Annotated in this window: 14 protein-coding genes; 11 read left to right on the forward strand and 3 right to left on the reverse strand. The window is 33.6% G+C overall.

Annotation, left to right across the window (positions count from 1 at the left end; all coding sequences use genetic code 11):
• Nucleotides 1-156: 156 nt before the first annotated feature.
• Nucleotides 157-1,443: a glutamate/aspartate:proton symporter GltP gene (gltP, locus tag COE53_RS08900; protein WP_098947837.1), complete on the reverse strand. Its 1,287-nt coding sequence runs from the start codon at nt 1,441-1,443 to the stop codon at nt 157-159.
• A gap of 154 nt (nt 1,444-1,597) precedes the next feature.
• Here gltP and COE53_RS08905 point away from each other — a divergent pair, with 154 nt between their 5' ends.
• From COE53_RS08905 to bcaP, 3 genes are all read left to right on the forward strand, one after another.
• Nucleotides 1,598-2,878 (forward strand): sensor histidine kinase, encoded by a 1,281-nt coding sequence (locus tag COE53_RS08905; RefSeq protein ID WP_286162551.1) that lies wholly within the window; start codon nt 1,598-1,600, stop codon nt 2,876-2,878.
• Nucleotides 2,879-2,883: 5 nt separating this feature from the next.
• Nucleotides 2,884-3,801: a response regulator gene (locus COE53_RS08910; RefSeq protein WP_098947839.1), complete on the forward strand. Its 918-nt coding sequence runs from the start codon at nt 2,884-2,886 to the stop codon at nt 3,799-3,801.
• Between the two features lie 334 nt (nt 3,802-4,135).
• The gene (gene bcaP, locus COE53_RS08915) at nt 4,136-5,548 is read left to right on the forward strand and encodes a branched-chain amino acid transporter BcaP (protein ID WP_069033026.1); all 1,413 of its coding nucleotides are present in this window, start codon (nt 4,136-4,138) and stop codon (nt 5,546-5,548) included.
• Between the two features lie 652 nt (nt 5,549-6,200).
• Here the strand turns inward: bcaP and COE53_RS24295 are convergent.
• Nucleotides 6,201-6,335, reverse strand: coding sequence for a hypothetical protein (locus tag COE53_RS24295; RefSeq protein WP_286143891.1), 135 nt, complete (start codon nt 6,333-6,335; stop codon nt 6,201-6,203).
• Nucleotides 6,336-6,478: 143 nt separating this feature from the next.
• On the opposite strand from COE53_RS24295, the gene COE53_RS08920 reads away from it, so the two are divergent.
• From COE53_RS08920 to COE53_RS08940, 5 genes are all read left to right on the forward strand, one after another.
• Entirely contained in the window at nt 6,479-6,691 is a 213-nt protein-coding gene (locus COE53_RS08920; RefSeq protein ID WP_286143892.1) for a hypothetical protein, read from the forward strand.
• A gap of 260 nt (nt 6,692-6,951) precedes the next feature.
• The gene (locus COE53_RS08925) at nt 6,952-7,287 is read left to right on the forward strand and encodes a TM2 domain-containing protein (protein ID WP_091024883.1); all 336 of its coding nucleotides are present in this window, start codon (nt 6,952-6,954) and stop codon (nt 7,285-7,287) included.
• Between the two features lie 5 nt (nt 7,288-7,292).
• Nucleotides 7,293-7,688 carry an NINE protein gene (locus COE53_RS08930; protein WP_091024885.1) on the forward strand — a complete coding sequence of 132 codons (396 nt, stop codon included), beginning with the start codon at nt 7,293-7,295 and terminating at the stop codon, nt 7,686-7,688.
• Between the two features lie 723 nt (nt 7,689-8,411).
• Entirely contained in the window at nt 8,412-10,313 is a 1,902-nt protein-coding gene (locus COE53_RS08935) for a fibronectin type III domain-containing protein (RefSeq protein WP_142350401.1), read from the forward strand.
• Nucleotides 10,314-10,940: 627 nt separating this feature from the next.
• The gene (locus COE53_RS08940) at nt 10,941-12,395 is read left to right on the forward strand and encodes a DUF1254 domain-containing protein (protein ID WP_091024889.1); all 1,455 of its coding nucleotides are present in this window, start codon (nt 10,941-10,943) and stop codon (nt 12,393-12,395) included.
• Nucleotides 12,396-12,574: 179 nt separating this feature from the next.
• Here COE53_RS08940 and COE53_RS08945 read toward each other — a convergent pair whose 3' ends face one another.
• Nucleotides 12,575-13,462, reverse strand: a complete 888-nt coding sequence (locus COE53_RS08945) for a LysR family transcriptional regulator (RefSeq protein ID WP_175495672.1) — start codon at nt 13,460-13,462, stop codon at nt 12,575-12,577.
• Between the two features lie 368 nt (nt 13,463-13,830).
• Here COE53_RS08945 and COE53_RS08950 point away from each other — a divergent pair, with 368 nt between their 5' ends.
• The 3 genes from COE53_RS08950 to COE53_RS08960 all read left to right on the forward strand — a co-directional run bounded on the left by COE53_RS08950 (nt 13,831) and on the right by COE53_RS08960 (nt 23,883).
• Nucleotides 13,831-17,991: a S8 family serine peptidase gene (locus tag COE53_RS08950; protein WP_098947843.1), complete on the forward strand. Its 4,161-nt coding sequence runs from the start codon at nt 13,831-13,833 to the stop codon at nt 17,989-17,991.
• Nucleotides 17,992-18,342: 351 nt separating this feature from the next.
• Entirely contained in the window at nt 18,343-22,488 is a 4,146-nt protein-coding gene (locus COE53_RS08955; RefSeq protein WP_098947846.1) for a S8 family serine peptidase, read from the forward strand.
• Nucleotides 22,489-22,635: 147 nt separating this feature from the next.
• Nucleotides 22,636-23,883: a helix-turn-helix domain-containing protein gene (locus COE53_RS08960; protein ID WP_098947848.1), complete on the forward strand. Its 1,248-nt coding sequence runs from the start codon at nt 22,636-22,638 to the stop codon at nt 23,881-23,883.
• Nucleotides 23,884-24,151 lie beyond the last annotated feature (268 nt).

Consider the following 24,151-nt stretch of genomic DNA (forward strand, 5'->3'; position numbering starts at 1 on the left):
TTTAATTTCAACGATTAATAGTTATATATATTAGTTGATTACAAGAAGTAGAGCTTGATCTCATTTTAAAAAAGAGAAGGCATAAGAAATGTAGTCAATGCCTGCAATTTAGTAGTCAGTGAAACTATGTCTACTCAATTATCTTGTTAAGAAAGATTATGCTACATTTGTTTGCTTACCGGAATCAAGTGATTTAATATAAGCTTGCGCTTTTTGTTTATCGAATTGACCTTCTGATTTAGAAATAACAACTGCCGCAAGAGAGTTACCTACGACGTTAACTGCTGTTCTCGCCATATCTAAAAGACGGTCAATACCTGCGATAAACGCTAATCCTTCTACCGGAATTCCAACTGTACCGAGCGTTGCCAACAATACAACAAACGACACTCCCGGAACCCCTGCAATTCCTTTAGATGTTACTATCAATACAAGTACTAATGAGATTTGGTCGCTAATCGATAAATCAATACCATACATTTGTGCAATAAAAATGGCCGCTATTGCTTGATATAACGTAGAACCATCTAAGTTGAAAGAATATCCTGTTGGGATAACGAACGATGTGATTCCTTTAGGGCATCCAAATTTCTCCATTTTATTCATAATACGAGGTAAAACAGTCTCAGAACTAGCCGTTGAATAAGCAAGGATCAGTTCATCTTTTAATAACTTAATAAAATGAATAATGTTAATGCCTGCCCATCTTGCAACAAGTCCTAAAACAACTAACACAAAGAAAATCATCGTTGAATAAACAAGAATCGTTAACTTACTTAACGGGATTAGTGATTGGACACCGAATTTTGATACCGTTACACCAATTAATGCAAATACACCAAATGGAGCAAACTTCATGATTAGATTTGTCACATAGAACATTGCTTCAGCTGTTCCCTCGAAAAACTTTATGACCGGTTTTCCTTTTTCACCGATCGCTGCCAAACCTAGTCCGAATAAAACAGAGAAGAAAATAATGGCTAACATGTTTCCTTCTGTCATTGCTGAAATGATATTTGGTGGAACGATATTGACGAAAGTTTCAGCAAAACCGTGGCTTTTCGTCATTTCGGTTGTTTGTATATAGCTTCCGATATCTGTTTTCTGTAATGATGACATATCAACGCCGCTACCGGGATGAAAGATATTTGCCGCTAGCAATCCAACAAGAATGGCAATAGTTGTGATGATTTCAAAATATAGAATCGTTTTACCACCGAGTTTACCAAGCTTTTTCATATTCCCAACGCCGGCAACACCGACAATTAAGCTTGAGACAACAATAGGAATAACAATCATTTTGATTAAACGAATAAAAATATCTCCAATCGGTTTAAGGTATCCTTCAATATTTGGATTTCCATAAAAGGCAGCTCCAACTGCGATACCTAAAATGAGACCAATTACAATCTGCCAAGCTAACCCGAGTTTTAGTTTTTTCATCCCATACACCCCTTCAAGGTTATTAAGAATATAAATGTAAGCGATTCCACTCGAAATCATACCGAATCATACAAAAACCTACAAATAAAAAATAAAAAATAAATAATTTTCTCACAACTATTTCAATTTTCCAAAGGTTTGAGTAAAATGTTTAATGTTTGGAGGTGTCGAACTGAAGGAACGAATTTTAGCAGTTGTATTTTTGATGATAACCGTTCCGCTCGCTGGAGAGTTTAAATTCTATCCGTTCAATGATGCTTTCCGTGTCAGCCTGGGGACTCCGGCATTTTTCTTATTTTTGTTATTGGGAAGGGGCATTCACCCGAATATTGCAGGAATTTTGACTGGGACAAGTGTGTTTGTATTTCGTTTTTTTTTGGCGGTCCTAATCAGTGGTATACCAGTTGATGAGGCATTTTACAGTCATTTTCCGGTACTCTTTTATTACGTGGTGTTCGCTTTCATCTTTCATTTTACTAAGATGAATGAGCAGCATAACAAGCCATTTATGATAGGGTTACTAGGAATGGTCATAGAAATTGGTGCAAGTTTAGTTGAAATGGTGATTCGATACTCTATAGCTGATAAAATGATTGCATTTCACTCAATCGAACAGATTATCTTTATCGCGTTTATTCGAAGTTTTTTCGTACTTGGCTTTTTTAACATTTTTAAACTGAGAGAATCAAAATTGGCAGTGGAAGAGCAGCGTAGACAAAACGAGCAAATGCTGTTGTTCATTTCGAATTTGTATGAGGAATCGGTACAGCTTAAGAAAACAATGCAAAATGCGGAAGAAATCACCCGCATAAGTTATGATTTTTATCGTAGGTTGAAATCGGAAGTTTCTCATGTCCATTTTTCCCAAACCGCACTGCAAATTGCAAGTCTCGTGCATGAAGTAAAAAAAGATAATCAGCGAATTTATGCTGGACTATCACAGTTGATTTCTACTGAAAAGCAAGAGGACTACATGGGAATTGAGTTATTGAGTAACATTATTCTTGTTTCCAATAGACGGTATGCAGAGTTATTGAATAAACACATTTCGTTTTCTATGCACCTCGAAGGGGAACATCCGCCATATCATGTCTATAGGGTATTATCTTTGATCAATAACTTGATCGCAAATGCGGTGGAAGCTATTGAGCAAGAGGGACATATATCGTTGTATGTCATTCGAAGAGACTGGATTGTAGAATTTCATGTTAGTGATAATGGACCAGGTATTGCACCGAAGTTTAAAGAAGTCATTTTTAAAGAGGGGTTTACATCTAAGTATGATGCTTCCGGCAATCCTTCTACAGGAATTGGACTTTCATATGTGAAACTAACCGTGGACAAGCTTGGCGGACATATTAAGCTAAAAGAAAGTCATAATGAAACAGTATTTGTCATCGAGCTTCCAATTAATGCGATGATACAGAAAGGATAAATCAAATGAATTATTTTATAATAGACGATGATCCAGCTATTAGAGCGATGCTGATAGACATGATTGAGGATGAGGATTTAGGCAAAGTTATGGGTGAAGCAGAAGACGGATCATTGGTAGATAATGACTTGCTTGCGCTCAAAAAAGTAGACGTAGTACTTATTGATTTACTGATGCCAAAGAGGGATGGAATTGAAACAATTCGTGTTCTTTCTTCTGAATTCAAGGGGAAATTCGTGATGATTTCGCAAGTAGAGGCAAAGGAGCTCATAGGGGAAGTATATAGTTTAGGAGCAGAATACTACATCACTAAGCCGTTAAACCGCATTGAAATCTCAGAAGTGTTAAAAAAGGTTAACGAACGGGTGATTCTGGAAAAATCAATTCGAGGCATACAAGAATCGTTAACTTTATTAAAAGGTCATCAGTCGCTACCATTCGGCTCTTCTCATACCAAAAACATAATCGAAGCCGGTCGTTCATTGATTTCGGATTTAGGGATTATCGGAGAAAGCGGTAGTGAAGACTTGATGAATATTTTAGAATTCCTGCAGGACCAAAAACAAAAGTTTGGATCCTTCTACATCTTACCGTCTCTAAAAGACATATTTTATGGATATGCAAAAAAAACGCTTGGAGAACAGGCTACCGAGGCGGAAATACAAAAAGAATCGAAAGCCTCCGAACAACGGGTTCGCAGAGCTATTTACCATGTGCTCATCCATATTGCCTCATTAGGATTAACAGATTACACGAATCCAAAATTCGAAGCGTATTCATCCACATTTTTCGATTTCTCGGAAGTCCGAAAGAAAATGTTAGAGCTTGAAGGTAAAAGTGAAAAAAGCACTAATCAAAGCCGAATCAACATGAAAAAATTCATTCAATCGCTCTATTTAGAATCAAAGCAGTTGGTGGATTAGCCAATAAATTTGTTTCTTCAAATTGCAAGGAGTGTAAAAGTGTTGTAGTCAGGTTGTAACAAGGGTACGGATAATAAGCCAATGCTGTCTTTGTTTATTTAATATTAGAAAAGGATCTGAATATAGTCTTTCTACACATTTTCTGAATATTTTATTTTGTTGAAAAATGCTTTGTGTAGTTACAAATCGTATGATAAGATAAAAATCGCGTTCAATTCAAACAATTAAATTTTTATGGTTTTAGTTGTCTGAATTTTCTTTTTTCGCAAACAACTATGAAAGTACTAAATAATTAAAATTGGAAAAGTAGCACAAGAATTTAGAGGAGGTTTTTATGAATTTATTTCGAAAAAAATCAGTATCGAGTGGATTATCTAACAGTTCACTTAATAAAGTTTTAGGTGCATTTGACCTAACAATGCTAGGAATAGGTGCAATTATTGGTACCGGGATTTTCGTTCTAACTGGTGTAGCAGCAGCAGATTATGCTGGTCCAGCACTTATACTTTCATTTATAATTGCAGGTTTAGCCTGTACATTTGCTGCATTATGTTACTCTGAATTTGCATCAATGATTCCTGAGGCAGGCAGCGCATATACGTATAGTTATGTCGCATTCGGTGAAATTGTGGCATGGATTTTAGGTTGGGATATGGTACTTGAATATGGACTGGCTTCATCAGCTGTAGCTAGTGGATGGTCTGGTTACTTCCAAAGTTTATTATCAGGTTTTGGAATTCATTTCCCAACAGCATTAACAAGTGCATTTGATCCTTCTAAAGGAACTTTTATAGATTTACCAGCAGTTCTTATCGTATTATTAGTTACATTCGTTCTTACTAGAGGTGTAAAAGAATCTGCAAAACTAAACACTGTAATGGTAATTGTTAAATTAGCAGTAGTAATTCTTTTCATCGCTATAGGTGTTTGGTATGTTGAGCCAGGAAACTGGACACCGTTTATGCCAATGGGATTCTCTGGTGTAACAGCTGGAGCTGCAGTTGTTGTTTTTGCTTACTTTGGTTTTGATGCAGTAGCTACTGCTGCTGAGGAAGTAAAAAATCCTCAACGTAACTTACCAATCGGTATTATTTCTGCATTAACAATTTGTACAATCTTATATATCGTTGTTTCCTTAATTCTTACGGGTATCGTGCCGTTTGATCAACTTGGTGTTAAAGATCCTGTTGCTTTTGCTTTATCATTTATCCACCAAGATTGGGCAGCTGGTTTCATTTCACTAGGTGCAATAATTGGTATTACTACAGTTTTAATCGTAATGATGTTTGGACAAACACGTTTATTCTACTCAATCAGTAGAGATGGTTTACTTCCGAAAAAATTATCAAAAGTTAATGGTAAAACTCAAGTACCGGTTGTAAGTACATGGGTAACTGGTGGATTAGTTGCTGCATTTGCTGGTTTAATTCCATTAAATAAACTAGCTGAATTAACAAATATTGGTACATTATTTGCCTTCTCAGCTGTATCACTTGGCATTTTAGTCTTAAGAAAAACTCATCCCAACTTAAAACGTGGATTTAAAACTCCTTGGGTTCCTGTTGTTCCAGTATTAGCAATTTTATTCTGTGGATATTTAATGTTCCAACTTTCAGCATTTACTTGGAAGGGATTTGTAGTTTGGTTAGTAATAGGTTTAGTAATTTACGCTACTTACGGTTATAAAAACAGTAAGTTAAATCAGAGTGATAGTATAGAAGAACCACAAATAAAGCTGCATAAATAAAAATTGGGCTACCCCTTAAGTTAAGAGAACTGACTTTTGGGAAGCCCTTTTAAATACAAAAAATCACCTATTACTAAGTGGATTGCACATACTTCCTATGCAAGTTCTTTCCGTCATAACAAAATAAAACTGTTTTCCCTTCAAATTAATTCCAAAATGTATTGGTCGTCTCCATAGCTGATTAATATAAGCTAATCACAGACATTTTCCCAACTCATATCACTGATTTTTTATTCCTTGCCTTGTTTTTGGAACATGTATATATCTTCTTGTGTTCTTTCGAAGATTTGAGTATTTGGTAATATTATTTTTCGGAATTCCATTTTGTATTTGGAAAATCTCAAGTTTATGGACAACATTACTGCCTGTCTTATGACACTAAGGAAAGGAGATTTTTCGATGAACTCCACCAAACTATGAATATAAACAAATTACAGATGTAACCGATGAAGTTATTAAAAAATTTTTTCAATTTGACTTTCTTCAATAATTTTTAGAAGAATTGGTATCTGCATGTATTGTTTTCCAATCGTCTTTTTTAGTTGAGTAATCAATAACTAATTACAATATGCACCCTACCTCAAAATAAACAATTACTTTTCAATTGCACAGAAATTGCACGGACATATTAGATTCAATAGAAATAAACGAATTACAATGAATAAAATTTCATCACCCATTGATTTACTGGACTTAATTGAACTAAAATATTCATAATTACTGGATAAGACTCGTACTCTGTAATTGACAGGGTAGAGGTCGCTGGTTCAAGTCCAGTTGGTATCATACTCAAACCTCTTGTATATCAAGAGGTTTTTTGTTTTATAACAGTATCCGATTTATAAGGAAACAGCTTTTTGGGGCAGAAAAACTTTATTTTATCATCCTTAATAGGGATACATTTACTACACACAGAGGTAGATATAACAAATGGAAACAAAACTACTAAGGATAGCAGAATTAGCAAAATCTGATCCTAAAATGCAATTTACATCGCTTACACATTTACTAGATAAGCAATCATTAGTTCAATGCCACATTGAATTACCAAATAAGAAAGCAACTGGGATAAATGGCACAACGAAAGAGCAATACAGTGGCAATCTCGAAGAAAATCTAGAGGATTTAGTAAGTAGAAGGTAAAAAGACTCCATTCTACTCGACTAGTTGAATTAGAAAAATAAGAGCCTGTATCTATAATTACTCGGTAATCATAGATACAGGCTTTATCTTTTTGGTAAATTTGTAGACTATATTTATATTTAATAAATGGCCTTCTCTTTTTTGACATAAAAATGGGTTTAATGAAAAATATTTATTTATTTTTTTAAAACAAGACAAAATGTTACATTTTTAGTGTATAATTTACAATTGTATTAAAATTTGGTTAAAGGGGGATTTTTATGTCTATCTTACAAAAACAAGATCTATCATCTGAGGATTTACAGCTTTTAAGTTCAGAAATGACTAAGAAGAAGAAATCATCTGGAACAACTTGGTTATTATGGTTATTTTTAGCTAGTTTAGGAGGGCACCGTTTTTATTTAGGTAAAACAGGTTCTGCTGTTGCTATGTTATTAACATTAGGTGGATTAGGAATTTGGTCATTAATTGATTTATTCTTAATCAATGGTATGATCAAGAACACAAATGAAAAAATTGAAAATGAAATCATTTCAGAAATTCGTTTAATTAAAAACGCTAAGAAAAATTCAGAAATCGCTTCTACAAAGGAATAATTTTCATGAGTCATTTCAAAAGTAATCTTAATAAAAAAGATCTTACTTTAGAAGAACTTGGTTTTTTAGAAACAGAAATGTTGAAAAAAATGAAAAGTAAAGATGCTGCCTGGGGTTTATGGGCTGGTCTTCATTTTTTTGGAGCACATCGTTTTTATACTGAAGACTATAAATATGGTGGTGCAATGTTTATTTCCATGATTTTACCTTTAATTGCAATTATTTTTTTATTATATACAGGTACAATTAATATATTATTTTATATTTTTCTATGTTTTACAGCATGCTCCTTATTGTGGAGCTGGGTAGATGCATTCTTCTTGAATTCAAGAATAAACAATTTCAATGAGACTGTTGAACAGTCTATTTTAGATCATATTCGAGCAACTAGAAATGCTTAATATGAAAGAACAGGGCAAGAAAAAAATTGTCTAGATCTAATTTTAAAAATGATAGATAAATAAAAGGACATTACATATTTGAACTGCACCCCAATTGTTAGACACCACTAACATTGGGAGGTGCAGTTTTTTTATGGTCAAATATACTTTAGAACTAAAATTAGAAGCCGGTTTATTTTACAGAGTCATTTCATGAAATTGAGGTAGGTGATGGAGATGTTCAAATTGTTCAAGTTTGGATGGTATCCATTACGAACTAGAAGATGAATTTGTTTTAAAAAATGGATGGTCAAGTTTTGAAGATTTATTAAAGGAAATTGATCCAGATTTAATTGATTTTCATCGAAAAAGTATAATTGATTGAGGAAGAAACAACTTTTTTTACTTTTTTATAAACTATCCTTTATGCAACTACCATGGGAGTACTAAATAAACTTCCAACTTCCATTAATAGGTTAGAGAAGAGTGGGGATTAATTCGAAAAGGAAAGAAACCCCCACAAGAATTCGCGAGTGGGATGTATAGGTAATTTAAACTAAAATCATTAAATTTCACCATGACTCCAAGGGTTCCCGAGACTCTCGAAACCAAACATTATATATAGAAAAAAAACGGAAAAATGAGAATTTTACACCATACAAAACTTTCGTAGTGTAAAATGAGAATGCTACGGATAAGGAAATTTTATCCAAATTACACATAGAGGAGAAGGAGTGGTTGGTTTTGAAGAAAGTTGTGAGTGCGTTTGTGGTTATTTTGATGGTGATGTTTTCGTTTCGCGGGGTGACCTTTGCGGAGGAAAATACAATTGAAAATGGCGTGCCGATCACAAACCAAATTGCAAAAGGAGCAACACAACGTTTTGAGTTCTCAACAACAAAAGACGGAGAAGTGTACATTGTTTTAGACAAAACAGTAGGATCCTATAAGGTATCGTTACTCGATGAAAATGAGAATGAATTGGAAAGAAACTGGACAGGCGGATCAGGTGATGATGCCTATATTTCGGTGGAAGTACCAATTGGAACCTACACGATTCAAGTTGAAGAAGAAGGATATACAAATGTTTCTGCGCCAAGTTATCGTTTAAAAGCGACATACGCGGCAAGTTTCACTAGAAATGCAAAAAGTTTTGAAAGTAATGACACTCCCGAAACGAGCATGACTGTTCCAAATGGGGAGTTTGTCTCGTCAACTGCTGAAACAGAGCTAGATAAAGACGTGTACCAATTCATTAGTACAAAAGACGGTGAAGTCTATCTTGCGCTGGATCAAACAAAAGGAAGTTATCGTATAACACTTAGCGATGTGAATAAAGAAGAGTTAGATGATGAATACACAGATGGTTCTGGTGATTCAGGGGTGATTCAATTAAACGTCCCAAAAGGGAAATATTATGTCACAGTTGAACCAAGTGATTTGAGCGGACTAACGGCTGGTACTTACCGATTAAAAACGACTTACGCGTCGTCTTTCACACGTAATGCAACAAGTTTCGAACCGAATGACACGGTCGAAACAAGTCTGCCGATTACATCAAATGTGAGCTATTCTTCGACTGCTTATTCGATAGATGACCGAGATATGTATCAGCTAACGAGTAATAAGGACGGTATCGTATTATTATCTTTAGATAAAACCATCGGTTCGTACTGGGTAGAGCTGCTTGATCAAAACAAAAATCGGATTGATTCAGAGTACACAGACTATTCTGGAGAGAACTTAAACCTGGAATATAACTTACAAAAAGGGACGTATTATGTAGCAATTCAACCTAATGATTTCAGCGGGATCACATCAGGTTCTTACCGCATTAAAGCAACGTTTAATGATAAAACGCCAAGCATTGATGCGTTATACGATCTCGACAATACTGTAAAAGGTTCAGCTGTATCGGGTACAAAAGTAATTGCTGTAGTTGGAAGTACAAAACTAGCTGAAACAACCGCAAAAGATGGAAAGTACAGCATGACGATTCCTGTACAAAAAGCAGGTACCGTTATTGGAGTATACGCAATCGATGGTATAGGGAATAAAAGTACAACGAAAACAACGACTGTTGTGAATGCAACAATCAAAGCAGGATCGAGTTCTTACAATAGTATCAAAGTGAGTTGGAACCAAATGCCATTAGCAAGTGGCTATGAAGTATACCGTTCTACATCAAGTACAGGAAGTTACACGAAAGTAGCAACGGTTACAAGTGGTTCAACAATGAGTGCGATCAACACAGGTGTCACAACTGGTTCAACGTATTACTATAAAGTACGACCTTACAATGTTGTAAATAATGCAAAAGTGTACAAATCTTATAGCCGTGTGGCGAGTGGAAAAGCGATTCCAGCTACACCATCTGGATTGACTTCGAAGAAAGTGAGTTCGTCTTCAATGACACTGTCCTGGAAAAAAGTTGACGGGGCAAGTGGCTACAAAGTGTACCGCTCAACGAGTGCAACTGGAACCTACAGTGTTGTCGGGAAGATCACAAGTGGGATTACGGTTAGTTTCACGAACAAATCGTTGAAAACAAAAACGACGTATTACTATAAAGTAATGGCGTATCGAACAGTAGGGAGTACGACTGTTAATAGTAATCTTTCGCCGATTCTGACGTATAAAAACTAAATGAAAAGAGTCACTCGAAAGCCGAGTGACTCTTTTAGAATTTATGTGATGAAAAACAATTGAACAAAAAAAGGACTACCTAATGGTATTGATTGTTTTAAACAATCGCTTCCGTTTCAGGTTGCTTAAGGCACTCACTTTCTAGAAATTTTACTTTTGAGTCAAAACGTTCGACTAAAAAGTCGTTACATTCGTCAAGGGTAGAGAAATTTCGAGATTCTAGCATTGCGAAATAATTAAATTGGTTGGAAAAGTCGCTTTTTCGAATTGAAACAACTTTTGTAAGTGATTTACTCTAGCTGGGGAGGAAGGTCGAGCGATTATGGTGCCATTATAGAACCCAACAATTACCCAGATCATTCACTAGCTATTAAGAAGTAAATTATGATTTTAAATCGTGATGATTATTTTACAATGAGCAAGCAATCAAAACTCCTAAATTTGAAAATTAGTCTAAAACGCTATCTACTTAAAGATGGCGTGTTTTTTTTATATTAACCGATTATAGCAATAGATTTCATAAAATCAGAACACTAGTTAAAAATTAAACAATACAAATTAATTATCAGAAAATTTAAAATAAAAATATGAACGCTTGTTCAAAAGTAAATCAAGGAGGATTTTTGTATGTCAAAACGCAAATTGATTCATGCATCAACGGTTCTTGCTTTATTTCTTTCATTCGGGTCTGTTATGTCTTTTGCATCTGCAAAAACAAATGATTCAATTAAAAGAGAAACCAAAAACACAGTTATCTCAACTAAATTATCAGTGAAAGCGAATACTGATATTACGTCGCCTGAGGAAAATCTTGGATATAGTCTAGGAACTCAAGCCTTTATTTATGGGTATCCTTTACTCACGTTGGAACGTACGAAACAACTAAGAGCCACTACTCAATCAAAAGATTGGTTATTATTAAATAAATTTCGATATAGCGAAACATTAGCGACAGCAGATGAGAAAAGTGCAATGGCTCCAAACAATGATACTTTATATTATGATGCATGGTTAAATCTTTCTAAGTATCCCGTTATGATAAATGTACCGGATACAAATGACCGTTACTATAGTATTCAACTAGTTGATGCTTGGGACAACACATTTAACTATATTGGTCGACGTACGACAGGGACAAAAGTTGGTCACTTTGCAATTGTATCGCCTAATTGGAAAGGTGCATTGCCAGAAGGGGTTACAAAGATTCAAGCACCTACTGATCACGTTTGGGCTTTAGGACGAATATTCGTAAAGAATGATGATGACTTAGCAGAAGCAGTTAACTTAGAGAAAAAGTTTACAATTACGAAATTAAACGGGAAGGATCCAATATTTAAAGAACGTAGGAATGATTTATTAACGAGTTCAAAAGTGGAAGCGTTGTCAGCAAAAGAATTCCTAAGATTAATGAATGAAAATATTCTTAAGAACATGCCATCTCAAGAAGAGAATACTTTATTAGATCAATTTAAAGAAATTGGTATTGATTCAACTGTAAAAGATTCATTAAAAAACATTAGTCAAGATACATTAAATGGAGTGGACAGAGCGATTAAAGATAGCATGGACATCATTAAATATAAAACTCAACAGCGTGCGTATACAAAAGATTGGCGTTTTAGTTTTGATGGTGGTGTGTACGGTCATAACTATTTATTAAGATCGGTTATTGCATATAATGGTACAGTTGCAAATATACCTGAAGAAGCGCTTTATTCCAGTACTTTAGTTGATAGCACAAATACTCAATTAAATGGAAAAAATAAGTACGTACTTCATTTTGATAAAGGTAGATTACCAGATGTACAAGCATTTTGGTCGCTAACTATGTATGGTACAGACTTTTTTCTAGTAAAAAATCCAATTAACCGCTATAAAATTGGTAATTTTTCTAATGAAATAAAATACAATCCTGATGGGTCACTAGACATTTATATCCAACACGATTCACCGAAAGGAAAAGAAGCCAATTGGTTACCAGCTCCAGAAGGTGACTTTAAATTAATTATGAGATTTTATCAACCTAGTTTTAATGTGTTAAACGGAAGTTATAAAATGCCTTCTGTCCAAAAAATAGATTAATAAACTCAGTACCGACATTTTCACAATACGTAAACTTAAAATATGGAGAGGGATGTTCCCAGATTTTTAGTTAATTGATAAAGCTTTGAATACTAGTAATCAAGCATTGCACAGTTTATAAAACAACATTTTAGAAAAAAAAAACAGCCCCCAACTTTTTATGAGGGGGTTGTTTTAGTTTATTCTATTTCTTTTTTTAGTAATTGAAGAAATCTCTTTGTGATACTTGAAACGGGTTTATTGTTAGCCTGAATATACCATATAGGATTTGGATTAAAATTAGGTAATTCAATTGGAATTGTGAACATCTTACCGGTCAATACATTTATATCTGAATCTAAAGTCTTATCATATGTTAATGTGATTGCCAAACCTTCGATCACAGCTTTTTTTATTATTTCTGTGTTAGTAGCAGAAAAGAGAATGTTAACCTCATCAAAAAATAAGTCAAATATTCGCTTTACGTGCGTACCGTCATATAAAGCAAATTTCTCATTAATTAAATTTTCCGGGGTAAGTGATTCATAACTTCTTAACAGAGAATCCTTACCGACACATATACATAGGTTACCTTCATAAATTTTTTTATAATTAATATCTACTTCACTCTTTAGCTGAAATTCATTGATCGGAAGTAATCCTAAATCAGATTTACCTGACTTAATATTGGCCAATACTTCCATCGGACCCATTTCATACATATAGACATCAATTTCGGGAGATTCTCTTTTAAGTTCTAATATTGAATCAAATATTATATTCGTCACGCTCGGTACGTAAGCTATTTTTAATATAGTTTTCGATAAGTTAGCTTGAATATTTATCTCTTCTTTCATTTCTTCGTATTTAGATAAAATTTCAGCTGCTTTTCTAATAACAACCTGTCCTTCCTCAGTCGGAATTGTCCCAGTTTTAGTCCGTGTAAAAATCTTTAATCCCCATTCTTTTTCCATTTGAGTAATGAACTGACTGATTACAGAAGGAGAAGTATGAAGTTTCTCTGCAGTTTTTATGATTGATTTTTCTTTCGCAACCTCTATAAGATAGTTAATTTTTTCTAAGTACATCTTGATCCTCCGGGTAGTTTGGGAATTCCATACAGCATTTAATTTTTTATTATACATGAGAAGGCAGAATATTTGTTGAATTTCACAAAATTTGAATTGGTAATTTTTATTAAAAATTATTATTCTGCAAAACAAAATTCTCTTCATAAACTTATCAATTCAATAATTTTTTTTTTACGATTCATGTCCCACATGGAATTTCGTGAAATTTAAATACCAATTAAATAATCCCTATTATGCTTGAATAAGCAGAAAATTTAAAATTATTATAGGCAAATAAATTGTCTAAATAAGGAACTATTTCTGATAGATTACTAGAAATATGTTTTCAGGGTATAAAACTAAAAAAATGGGGGTAAGAGAAAGGTATGAGAAAAGCACGGAAAAGTAAAATTTCTAAAAGTGTTGCAGTTTTTGCATTAACTTCAAGTGTAATGATTGGGGCATTTGGTCATGTATCAAATGTTACAAAAGCAAGTAGTATCACGAATGCTGATAATATGCTTGCTAATTTAATACCAGCTCAAAGAGCAGCAATCAACCAACTTTCTACAAATGAACAAACGGTACTTAATATTTCTTCCCAAATTGATTTAACATCAACAAATCAAACATCTGTCATTGTTGAATTTTCAAACAAACCAGCTAAAGTTGCACAAATTGAAGCAAGTGTAGCGGGGAAAGAACTTTCAAAATCTGAAGCAGAGGACTTAGTGGATAAAGACCACGAAACATTTAGCCAAGACGTTGGGAAAGTATTAGTTAATGATAATAATAAAAAAGTAGATTACAAGATAAATCATTCATACAAAAATGCATTTAACGGTGTGTCAATGAGTTTACCAGCAAACCAAATTAAAAACTTGTTAAAGTCAGATGCAGTAAAATCGGTATGGAGTAATGAGAAATTTACGATTGATCCACCAGCTGAATCAAAGTCTGAACAATTAAAAGCAGATGAAGCAAATGTTTCCAATTATACTCCTTATGACGCATTAGATCGCTTACATAAGGAAGGGTATACCGGAAAAGGAATTAAAGTAGGGATATTAGATACAGGGATTGACTATCATCATCCAGACTTGAAAGATGCATATAAAGGTGGATATGACTTTGTTGATAATGATAATGATCCAATGGAAACCACCTATGCTGATTGGGTAAAAGCAGGAAAACCTGGTACTGCAAATGGAGCAGACTACTATACAGAACATGGTACCCATGTAGCAGGAATTATTGGTGGACGAGGTATATCGGATAGCGAATACAAAACGGTAGGCGCTGCTCCTGAGGCGGATCTTTATTCTTACCGAGTTCTTGGTCCGGGTGGTAGTGGTACAGCTGAAGCAATTATTGCTGGAATAGATCGAGCAGTAAAAGATGGTATGGATGTTATCAACATGTCATTAGGGAATACATTAAATGACCCACTTTATGCGACATCGGTAGCTGTTAATAATGCAGTATTAAGCGGTATAACAACTGTTGTTGCAGCAGGGAATACAGGCGATAAAATGTATACAGTAGGATCGCCAGCCGCTGCAGCTTTACCTATAACAGTAGGAGCATCATCAATTGCTTTAGATATTTTCCAATATGCTGGCGTACAAAATGGAGCGAATTATTCTTTAAGACAGTTAGCAAGGAATTATGCAGACGATTTAACAACATTAAAAGGGAAAAGCTATCAACTTGTTGATGTTGGACTAGGTAATACATCCGACTTTAATGGGAAAGATGTTAACGGGAAAATTGCATTCATTAAGCGTGGCTCAATTGGATTAATGGATAAGATTATGAACGCAAAAGCAAAAGGTGCTATTGCTGTATTAATGTATAATGATGAAACAAATAAAGCGGAAGGCCCAATCCAATCATTCCTTGGAGAATCTGTAGATGCAATTCCAGCATTTTCCGTTTCGAATGCAGATGGTTTAGCAATCTCAGCCGCATTAAAATCAGGTAAATCTGATTTCACTTTTGGTGACTATACAAAGTTAAAAACAAATGGTGATGAGTTAGCTACTTTTAGTTCAAGAGGACCATCTCGTGTAAATTATGATATTAAGCCTGAAGTAACTGCACCTGGTGTATCGATTCTTTCAACAGTTCCATTCTTTGTAAATAATAAAGTAGCGGATGGATCAAAACCAGAAGATTATAAATATGCTTATGAGCGCTTATCTGGTACTTCAATGGCATCACCTTATGTAGCAGGTGTTTCAGCTTTATTATTACAATCTAATAAGGACTTACAACCAGAAGATGTAAAATCTATTTTGATGAATACTGCTGATCCATTATCAAAAGATTATAGTGTATTTGAAATAGGTAGTGGACGAGTTGATGCATATGAAGCAATCCACTCAAATGTCGAATTAGAAGTAATTGATCAAACACCAACAATTATTAATGGGAAGCAAAAATCGATCAAAGAAATAACAGGTGGAATGAGCTTTGGCTCAATTGGGTTTGAAAATCAAGATATTACAGACTCTCGTAGCGTTATTTTGAAGAATCGTAGTGAAAAAACAAAAACATTTAACGTAAATGTAAAATTTCAAACTGGATTAAGGGGATCTAAAGATGCTGCAGCAAATGGAGTAACATTGTCTGGTCCTACATCCGTTAAGTTAAATGGAATTAGTCAAAAATCAGTTAAGTTCGACTTGAATTTTCCTAAAACGGCTGAAAAAGGAACATATGAAGGTTATGTAACGTTTACGAATACTGCTGATCCAACAGAGCAATACCAGATCCCATTTGGAGGACGAGTTGTAGAAGAAGGAATTAAATCATTTAAAATAGATAATCCATTATTTGGTGTTGATACGATTTGGCCAGCAAATGCAAATCCCAACCTAGCGTTCGAGTTTTCATTAAAAACACATATGAAAACGTTAGATGTTATCTTACAAGATGCAAAAACTGGTGAAGACCTTGGGCTAGTTGGTTCCTATCAACCAATTACTTTAAATGAAGACCAAGTTTACACTAATTTCAATGGCTTTAATTCTTACTACTATCCATTTACTGGTGACCAAAAAAATCCGGTTAGTAATGAACCAGTAATTGCAAAAACCGGACATTATAAATTAAGACTTGTAGGAAGTGACGAAAAAGGGAAAACATTCTCTGCTGCATCAGACTTCATTTTTGAAGCTGGAGCTCCAAAAATGACGACTAGCTTTGATTCATTAGATCAAAAAGTAATTGAATATGACGATAGTCAGTTTGATGCAAATGGACAATTTTTATATGATTTTAACATTCATTTATATGATCCAGAAACGGATGAAGCGAATCGCTTAGGTATCCCAGTAGATCAGTCAAGTAATTCAGTTGTTTCGTTTTACAACGGTCCGCGTCCTGCAAATCCAATTCATACTGATATAAATGGCGATTACCATGATAAGATCCTTGTGAAGAAACAAGATAAACCTTTAGAAGTATCATTTTATGGTTTTGATGCAGCAAGAAACTTTAATTTAAATGCTTCAAATAGGTACAGAGTTGCTTTTGTTGACAAGTCATTACCTTACTATTATTTAAAGGCAAATAAACAGAGTATTACAAATGGAGACACAGTAAATTTCACTGTTCGTTCAAATAATGTGAAAAACTTAAAAACAACTAAAATTACGATTCCTGTAATTAACGGTGAAGGTTCAATTGATAATGTAGTTGTAAATGATGCGGTGAAACAGTATGGTGATGCAAACGTTTCATATACTACTACCCCTTCTGGATCAAAAACCTTATATACAATAACGTTCAATTATTTAGGTAATAAAACATTACCGGAAGATTTACAACTCTTTAACTTTGATGTAAAAACTGCCAATATCTATACGAAAGCTGTGCCTTATGATTGGTTTACAATGAGTGCATCTACAATTGATCAATCGAATGTCACAACAAATGGAGTATATGCTTTCATGGAAAGCTTTACGTTTAAACCAACATATTCTAGATTAGATGGTGCAATCAAAGCTGAGGGATTCTTAAATCCAGTAACTGGTAGTGAAAACTATGCACTTGATAAAAGTAAAATAGGAGCTAAAGTAACCGTTACTTCGTATGACGGTAAAACAGTTGTGGAGCCTACATTAAATAAGGATGGTCAGTATATTGCAAATACACTGAAAGTTGACGAAAAACCTTATACATTAAAAGTAGATATTCCAGGTCACTTTACAATGAATAAACAATTTACTTTATATGACGAAGTCCGTGGCGAAATGGTAGGAAAGAGAATAAACTACAATTTATCAACAGCTGCTGCAGGTGATGTAAATAAAGATAATGTCATTGATATTTTAGATGCATTAGCTGTACAAACGTTTTGGGGTACAAATAAAGCAACTGCAGACTTTAATTTTGATAAAGTAGTAGATCAAAAGGATATGGCCTACATTATTAAAAACTTTGGATTACAAAATCCAAGTGTAGAAAATGCACCGAAACCAAAAACGACATATAAAGGAGCTACTTTAGATAGTATTTTAAGTCAATTAGGTTTGGAGTAAAGAGTTTAATATTTTAAAAAAAGCATCCTCAATTTCAGAGGATGCTTTAAATTTGCAGAAATTGTGATGCATTGTTGAATTCTGTATTTTTGCTGACATTTAAATAAAGTTGCTAGTCCCTCCCGTCACAAAAATATTTTTCTAAATAAATCATTACTTTATCTAGAATTTCACGAATTTTAAATACCTGTTAAATTTTTCGTTTAACAAATAACTATGCAGAAAATTTAAACTAATTATAGACAAAATATTTTGTCAAATTTATTAGTTTCTAGTACTGATTAATAGACTACTAGTGTTAGTGATTTATTCGTTATTACTAGAGATAAAAATGGGGGTAAAGGAAAGATTATGGGAAAACTTGCACCAAAAAGTAAGATGTCAAAAAGCTTTGCTGCAATTGCCTTATCATCAAGTGTTGTTTTAGCTCCACTCGGACATGTAACAAACGTTACAAAAGCTGAAAGCCTTTCAAAAGCCGAATCGATTTTAGCTAATTTAAGTCCGGCACAAAGACAAGCACTAGAAAAACTTTCGACAAATGATCAATCTGGTTTATTTTTAGATGAAAATGTGAACCTAGAAAGTTCTAGTAAAGTGTCTGTAATTGTTCAATTTAAAAATAAACCTCAAAAAGCAGCTATATTAGAAGCTGCAGTAAAGGGCGAGACCTTATCTAATGAGCAAGCAAAAGCGAATGTTGAGTTAGATCATTCAACATTTAAAAACGATTTAGAAGCTAATTTTAAAACAAAGTCAGATGGAAGCTTTAAAATCAAACGTCAATATAAAAATGCATTTAATGGTGTAGCACTAGAAGTACCTGCAAATAAAGTAAAGGATTTATTAAAATCAGATGCAGTTCAAGCGATATACAGTGATTCAACTGTTAAAGTAGAAGAGCCAACAAGTGAAGCACAGCCTTCAAAAGAAGGTCAAGGACAAGGAATGGCCGCAGAACGATCTTATTTAAAGATCGACAAGCTACATGATGAAGGATATACAGGTAAAGGAGTTAAAGTAGCAGTACTTGATACGGGTGTTGATTATAATCATCCAGATATTAAAGATGCATTCAAAGGTGGATACGATTTCGTTGATAACGATAATGATCCAATGGAAACAACATATGCTGATTGGATTAAAGCAGGTAAGCCGGGCGGAAGTACTGGGGCTGCTTCATATGTAACGGAACATGGTACTCACGTTTCTGGAACAATTGTAGGACAAGGGAAAAATAATAGTAACTATGCAACAACTGGAATAGCACCAGATGCAGATTTATATGTGTATCGAGTTCTTGGCCCAGGTGGAAGTGGTACTACTGAGAACATTATTGCTGCGATTGATCAAGCTGTAGCTGATGGAATGGATGTAATGAATCTTTCACTAGGTGCGAACTATAATGACCCGTTATTCCCAGAAGCAATTGCAATTAATAATGCAGTATTAAGCGGAGTGACAGCTGTGGTAGCTGCAGGAAATTCCGGCAATGGAATGTATACGGTCGGATCGCCTGGTGGAGCAGCATTAGCTTTAACAGTAGGAGCAAGTGATGTACCTTCACAAATTCCAACTATGAAGGGTCATCTTGATACAGCCAATTCCGACATACGTTTATTAGCAAAAAACTTTAGTGATGATATTTCAACTTTATTAAGCAATACTTACGACATTGTCAATATTCCTGGAATTGGACAAGCAAGCAATTATAATAATCTAAATGTAACCGGTAAAGTGGTACTCGTTGCGCGTGGAACAAGTACAATTAACGATAAAATATTACAAGCTAAATTAAAAGGTGCTGCAGCAATTCTTATTTACAATAACAATCCAGATGAAGGATATTTGCCTTACTACTTAGGTGAGGGTACTGATTTTATCCCATCTTTTAATTTAACAAATGCTGATGGGCTTGCACTACAGCAAAAAATTACATCAGGTAATACAAAGTTTTCATTTAGTGATTTAGGACAGTTATCAACAAAAGGTGATAACTTAGCTGATTTTAGCTCTAGAGGACCTACTCGAGTAAATTATGAAATAAAACCTGAAATTACAGCTCCGGGTGTAAGTGTTTTATCAACGGTACCTGGCTTTATTCATAGTCCAAACGATCCAACCAACTACCAATATGCATATGAACGTATGTCAGGTACGTCGATGGCAACACCTTTCACGACAGGCGTTGCTACCTTATTAAAACAAGCAAATCCAGATTTACAACCTGAAGATATTAAATCGATTTTAATGAATACAGCAGATTCGTTAAGTCAGCCTTACTCCGTATTTGAAGAAGGCGCAGGTCGCATTAATCCTTATAACGCAATTCATTCTACAATTGAAATAAAAGTAAAAGAAAGTACACCTACAATTATTAATGGAGAAGTGGAACAAATTAATATTGATACTGGTGCACTTAGCTTCGGGAATAAGGCTTACAATGGATTTGATCTTTCAGATACTCGTACAGTAACACTGCTGAATAGAGGAGAAAAAACAAAAACGTTTAATATTCAAGTAAATTATCAATCAAATATACGAGGTTCGAAAGTTGCCGTAGCAAATGGAGTTACCGTTCAAGCGCCTACATCTGTTACATTAAAAGGGGTTAGCCAAAAGAAACTAAATATAGCGTTAAATATACCTAAAACGGCAGATAAAGGAATTTACGAAGGTTATATTGTCTTTACAAATAAAGATAATCCAATAGAAACTTATCGAATTCCATTTGGTGTGCATTATGTTGAACAAGGATTCCAAAGCTTGAACCTTAGTCGTCAATCAATTTCAACTGATCGCAATAATCTATCTGCACCATTATATTCGCCTTACTTAACGGCTAATTTTACGTTAAAATCGCACATGAGATATATTTACGCGGTACTAACTGATGCGACAACTGGTGAGGACTTAGGAATTTCAAATGCATTCGATGGAGTAGCCTATAATGAAGGTGTTCAATATAATATTCAACCGTTTATGGGATACTATTATCCATTTACAACCGATTCAAGTAGTCCTTTTGACAATAAACCAGTTAAAGCAAAAGAAGGTCACTACAAAATGAAATTGATTGGTTATGATGATAATGATAAAGCTTTTACGATTGCACAAGATTTATTCGTTGATAATACAATGCCAAATCAATTTGATGTCCAAGTACAAGGTGAAAAACCTGGTAATCCATTTATTGAATATAAGCCAGAACAAAAAACAATTCCTATTACAGCTTCAATTAATGATAAAATTGTCGATCAAATGAAAGCAATTGGTTTAAAGGCTGATCAATCTCAAAACTATATTGGTTATTATTACAATAGTTTTTATCTTACAGGTAAGCTTTCACTTGATGAAAATGGAAAAGCAAAAGATGAAATTGCGATGCAACCAAATTTATCAGTTTTAAATGTTCGTTTTGCTGGAGTAGATCAAGCAACAAATTTCAACGGAATGAAGCAATATCTATTTGTTAAAGAAGGTACACCTTATGTTTACGGACAAGCAAATGTCGCGACAAGATTAAATCAAGTAAATGCTCAAGTTGGGGACAAAATTACAGTAACTTTAACGGCAAATAATCTAGCGAAATTACAGAAAGCTAATTATAATTTTACGACGAGTACGTTAGATACAAATATTGTCAATATTGCTTTAAACCCTGAAGCAAAAAAACTTGGTGGGCAATTAAATGTAACGACAACAAATCTTTCAAGTACAACAGTTAAATCAAATGTAGATGTGACATTTGATGGTACACAAGATGTATCTGGCGATATTCCAATGGTTGATGTAACGATTAAAATACCAGAATTAAATGATGTGTATAATTATTCTAGTTTTTATAGTGTTAATTCAACATTTACAAGTGTAGATAATGTAGTGACAAAACCACTTACAGCTATTGTACCAATCAATATTTTATCAAATACCTCAAGTGTCATTGGTTATATTCATCCTGAGAGTTTCAATAATGCAGACGGAACATTAAAATATATCGATTATACGAAACTTGGTGCAAATGTAACAGTGGTAGATAGTAAAGGAAAAAAATACACTGGTACAATGGATTCAAGAGGTCAGTTTACGATCGGTGGTTTACCAGTAACGAAGGATGCATTTACAGTTGTTACGGATATTCCTGGACACTTTACAACTTATGGAAAATTTGATACTGCATATAACACAATCGATGGATTCATCTATGGTTATAAATTGAGACTAGGAACTGAAACAGTAGATACTGCAACAGCTGGAGATATAAATAAAGATAATGTGATCGATATTAATGATGCTCTAGCTATTGAAACGTACTGGGGAACGAACAAACGCTCAGCAGACATCAATTTTGATGGAACAGTTGATGCGAAAGATTTTGCTTATGTAGAAAAGAACTATTTATTGCAAAATACAGCTGTTGATAACGCTCCAAAACCAGCTAAAAAATATAAGGGGAAAACATTAGCAGATATCAAAATTGAGTTAGGAATTCAATAATTTATAAATTTTACTTCAAGGCATAAAGCACGCTTTTAACATAAGCGTGCTTTTATTCTAATTAGATAGTATGGCAAGATTTAGAGATTGAACATCATGGTTAAAGCTGATTTTATTATTTCTAAAAGATAACTTGGGGGAGAAGTAATGTTTGAAAGAGAAATCATTAAATATTATAGGAAGGAAAAAGGATTTAGCCAGGATGAGCTTTGCGAAGGGATTTGCTCAAAATCTCATTTAAGTAGAATTGAAAGTGGGAGAGTTAGTTTATCTTCTAAGATTTTAGCCTTATTATCAGAACGATTAGGGATTGATATAAACGAAAAGCTTAATTCGTATCATATGATTGAAAATTACTTAGAAGAGTTAAAGAATGCATTAATTATGCACAACTCAAATAAAGTCGACGAGATTATACAAAAATTAGAACAGATCCCATTTATCTCATCATCTCAATACGTAGTAAGAAATCTTTTAATATTAGCTAGATATTATCTTTGGAAAAATAATTTAAAGCAATCACTAAAAATAATAAATTCTGTTGAGAGAAAGTATAGTGAAAATCTGTCTGAATATGAAAAAAACTTTCTGTTACATATTAAAGCAATCTATTATTTAAGCATATATAGGTCAACGACGAGTGTAGATTTACGAGCTGCGGTAGGGATTTTAAATCAAATAAATCTTAAAGAATATAAAAATAAGGAAGTTTACTATCATTTTGCACTAGCCTATCATTATGCAGGAGAGAATCTATTAGTCTATATAAATGCGAAAAAAGCACTACATTATTTTAATGCTACTCATAATTATGTACAGTCTATAAATGCACAAATCCTTATTTTAATTCAATATGAAAAGGAACAAGAAATGAGTTTTGTAAAGATTGTTGAAAAATATAAGGACTTAATCTGGAATTGTGACAGTGTTGGGGCAAGTAATCAAAAAGCGATATTATTAAATAATTTAGGTATAAGTTATTTTAAAAGAGGAGATTTTGAAAATGCTGCGCATTACATTGAACGATCACTTCAATTAACAGATAAGACATCAGTTTATTATTTAAGGAGATATTATAATTATACTGAGACTTGTTTGGAGGGTAGGTTATTACCTAAAGATGAACTTTTAGAGCTTACTAATGAAGGAATAAAATTAGCAGAAAAAAATAATAGTTCAATTCATATTACTTTATTTAAACTTTTAAAACTGTGTTGTGAAAATAACCAAATTCAATATTATCAATACTTAAATGATATAGCAATTCCACACTTTAAATTAACAAATAATATTTCATACTATAATCAATATGGAAAAAAATTATATAAGCATTTAATTGCTAATAAACAATATAAGAAAGCTATTGAATTAGAATGTGAATTTCGATCATTATGATTTACCGGGTGGGGAATTATTCATGTGGTCAATAAACACCTAATAAAAAACTTTTTGTAAGCAGTTATTGAAACTGCTTACTTTTTTTATTTACAAAAAGGATTATTAAACTTTCATAAACTATGAAAATAGTTTTTATCGAAATATGATAGACAGGTAACTAAACATAGGGAGATTAAAACATAGAACATCATGCAAGAAAAATGGAACCGCTTTCTACTAGTATTTGAACAATTGATAAAATAATGGATTCATTCTAGATTATAAA

The organism is Bacillus sp. AFS029533, assembly GCF_002585125.1.
GTDB lineage: Bacteria > Bacillota > Bacilli > Bacillales > Bacillaceae_G > Gottfriedia > Gottfriedia luciferensis_B.

Bases quoted from the DNA above. Each gene is read 5' to 3' on its own strand.
- gltP (WP_098947837.1), bottom strand. From the start codon at position 1,443: ATGAAAAAACTAAAACTCGGGTTAGCTTGGCAGATTGTAATTGGTCTC.
- COE53_RS08905 (WP_286162551.1), top strand. From the start codon at position 1,598: ATGTTTGGAGGTGTCGAACTGAAGGAACGAATTTTAGCAGTTGTATTT.
- COE53_RS08910 (WP_098947839.1), top strand. From the start codon at position 2,884: ATGAATTATTTTATAATAGACGATGATCCAGCTATTAGAGCGATGCTG.
- bcaP (WP_069033026.1), top strand. From the start codon at position 4,136: ATGAATTTATTTCGAAAAAAATCAGTATCGAGTGGATTATCTAACAGT.
- COE53_RS24295 (WP_286143891.1), bottom strand. From the start codon at position 6,335: ATGATACCAACTGGACTTGAACCAGCGACCTCTACCCTGTCAATTACA.
- COE53_RS08920 (WP_286143892.1), top strand. From the start codon at position 6,479: ATGGAAACAAAACTACTAAGGATAGCAGAATTAGCAAAATCTGATCCT.
- COE53_RS08925 (WP_091024883.1), top strand. From the start codon at position 6,952: ATGTCTATCTTACAAAAACAAGATCTATCATCTGAGGATTTACAGCTT.
- COE53_RS08930 (WP_091024885.1), top strand. From the start codon at position 7,293: ATGAGTCATTTCAAAAGTAATCTTAATAAAAAAGATCTTACTTTAGAA.
- COE53_RS08940 (WP_091024889.1), top strand. From the start codon at position 10,941: ATGTCAAAACGCAAATTGATTCATGCATCAACGGTTCTTGCTTTATTT.
- COE53_RS08945 (WP_175495672.1), bottom strand. From the start codon at position 13,462: ATGTACTTAGAAAAAATTAACTATCTTATAGAGGTTGCGAAAGAAAAA.
- COE53_RS08950 (WP_098947843.1), top strand. From the start codon at position 13,831: ATGAGAAAAGCACGGAAAAGTAAAATTTCTAAAAGTGTTGCAGTTTTT.
- COE53_RS08955 (WP_098947846.1), top strand. From the start codon at position 18,343: ATGGGAAAACTTGCACCAAAAAGTAAGATGTCAAAAAGCTTTGCTGCA.
- COE53_RS08960 (WP_098947848.1), top strand. From the start codon at position 22,636: ATGTTTGAAAGAGAAATCATTAAATATTATAGGAAGGAAAAAGGATTT.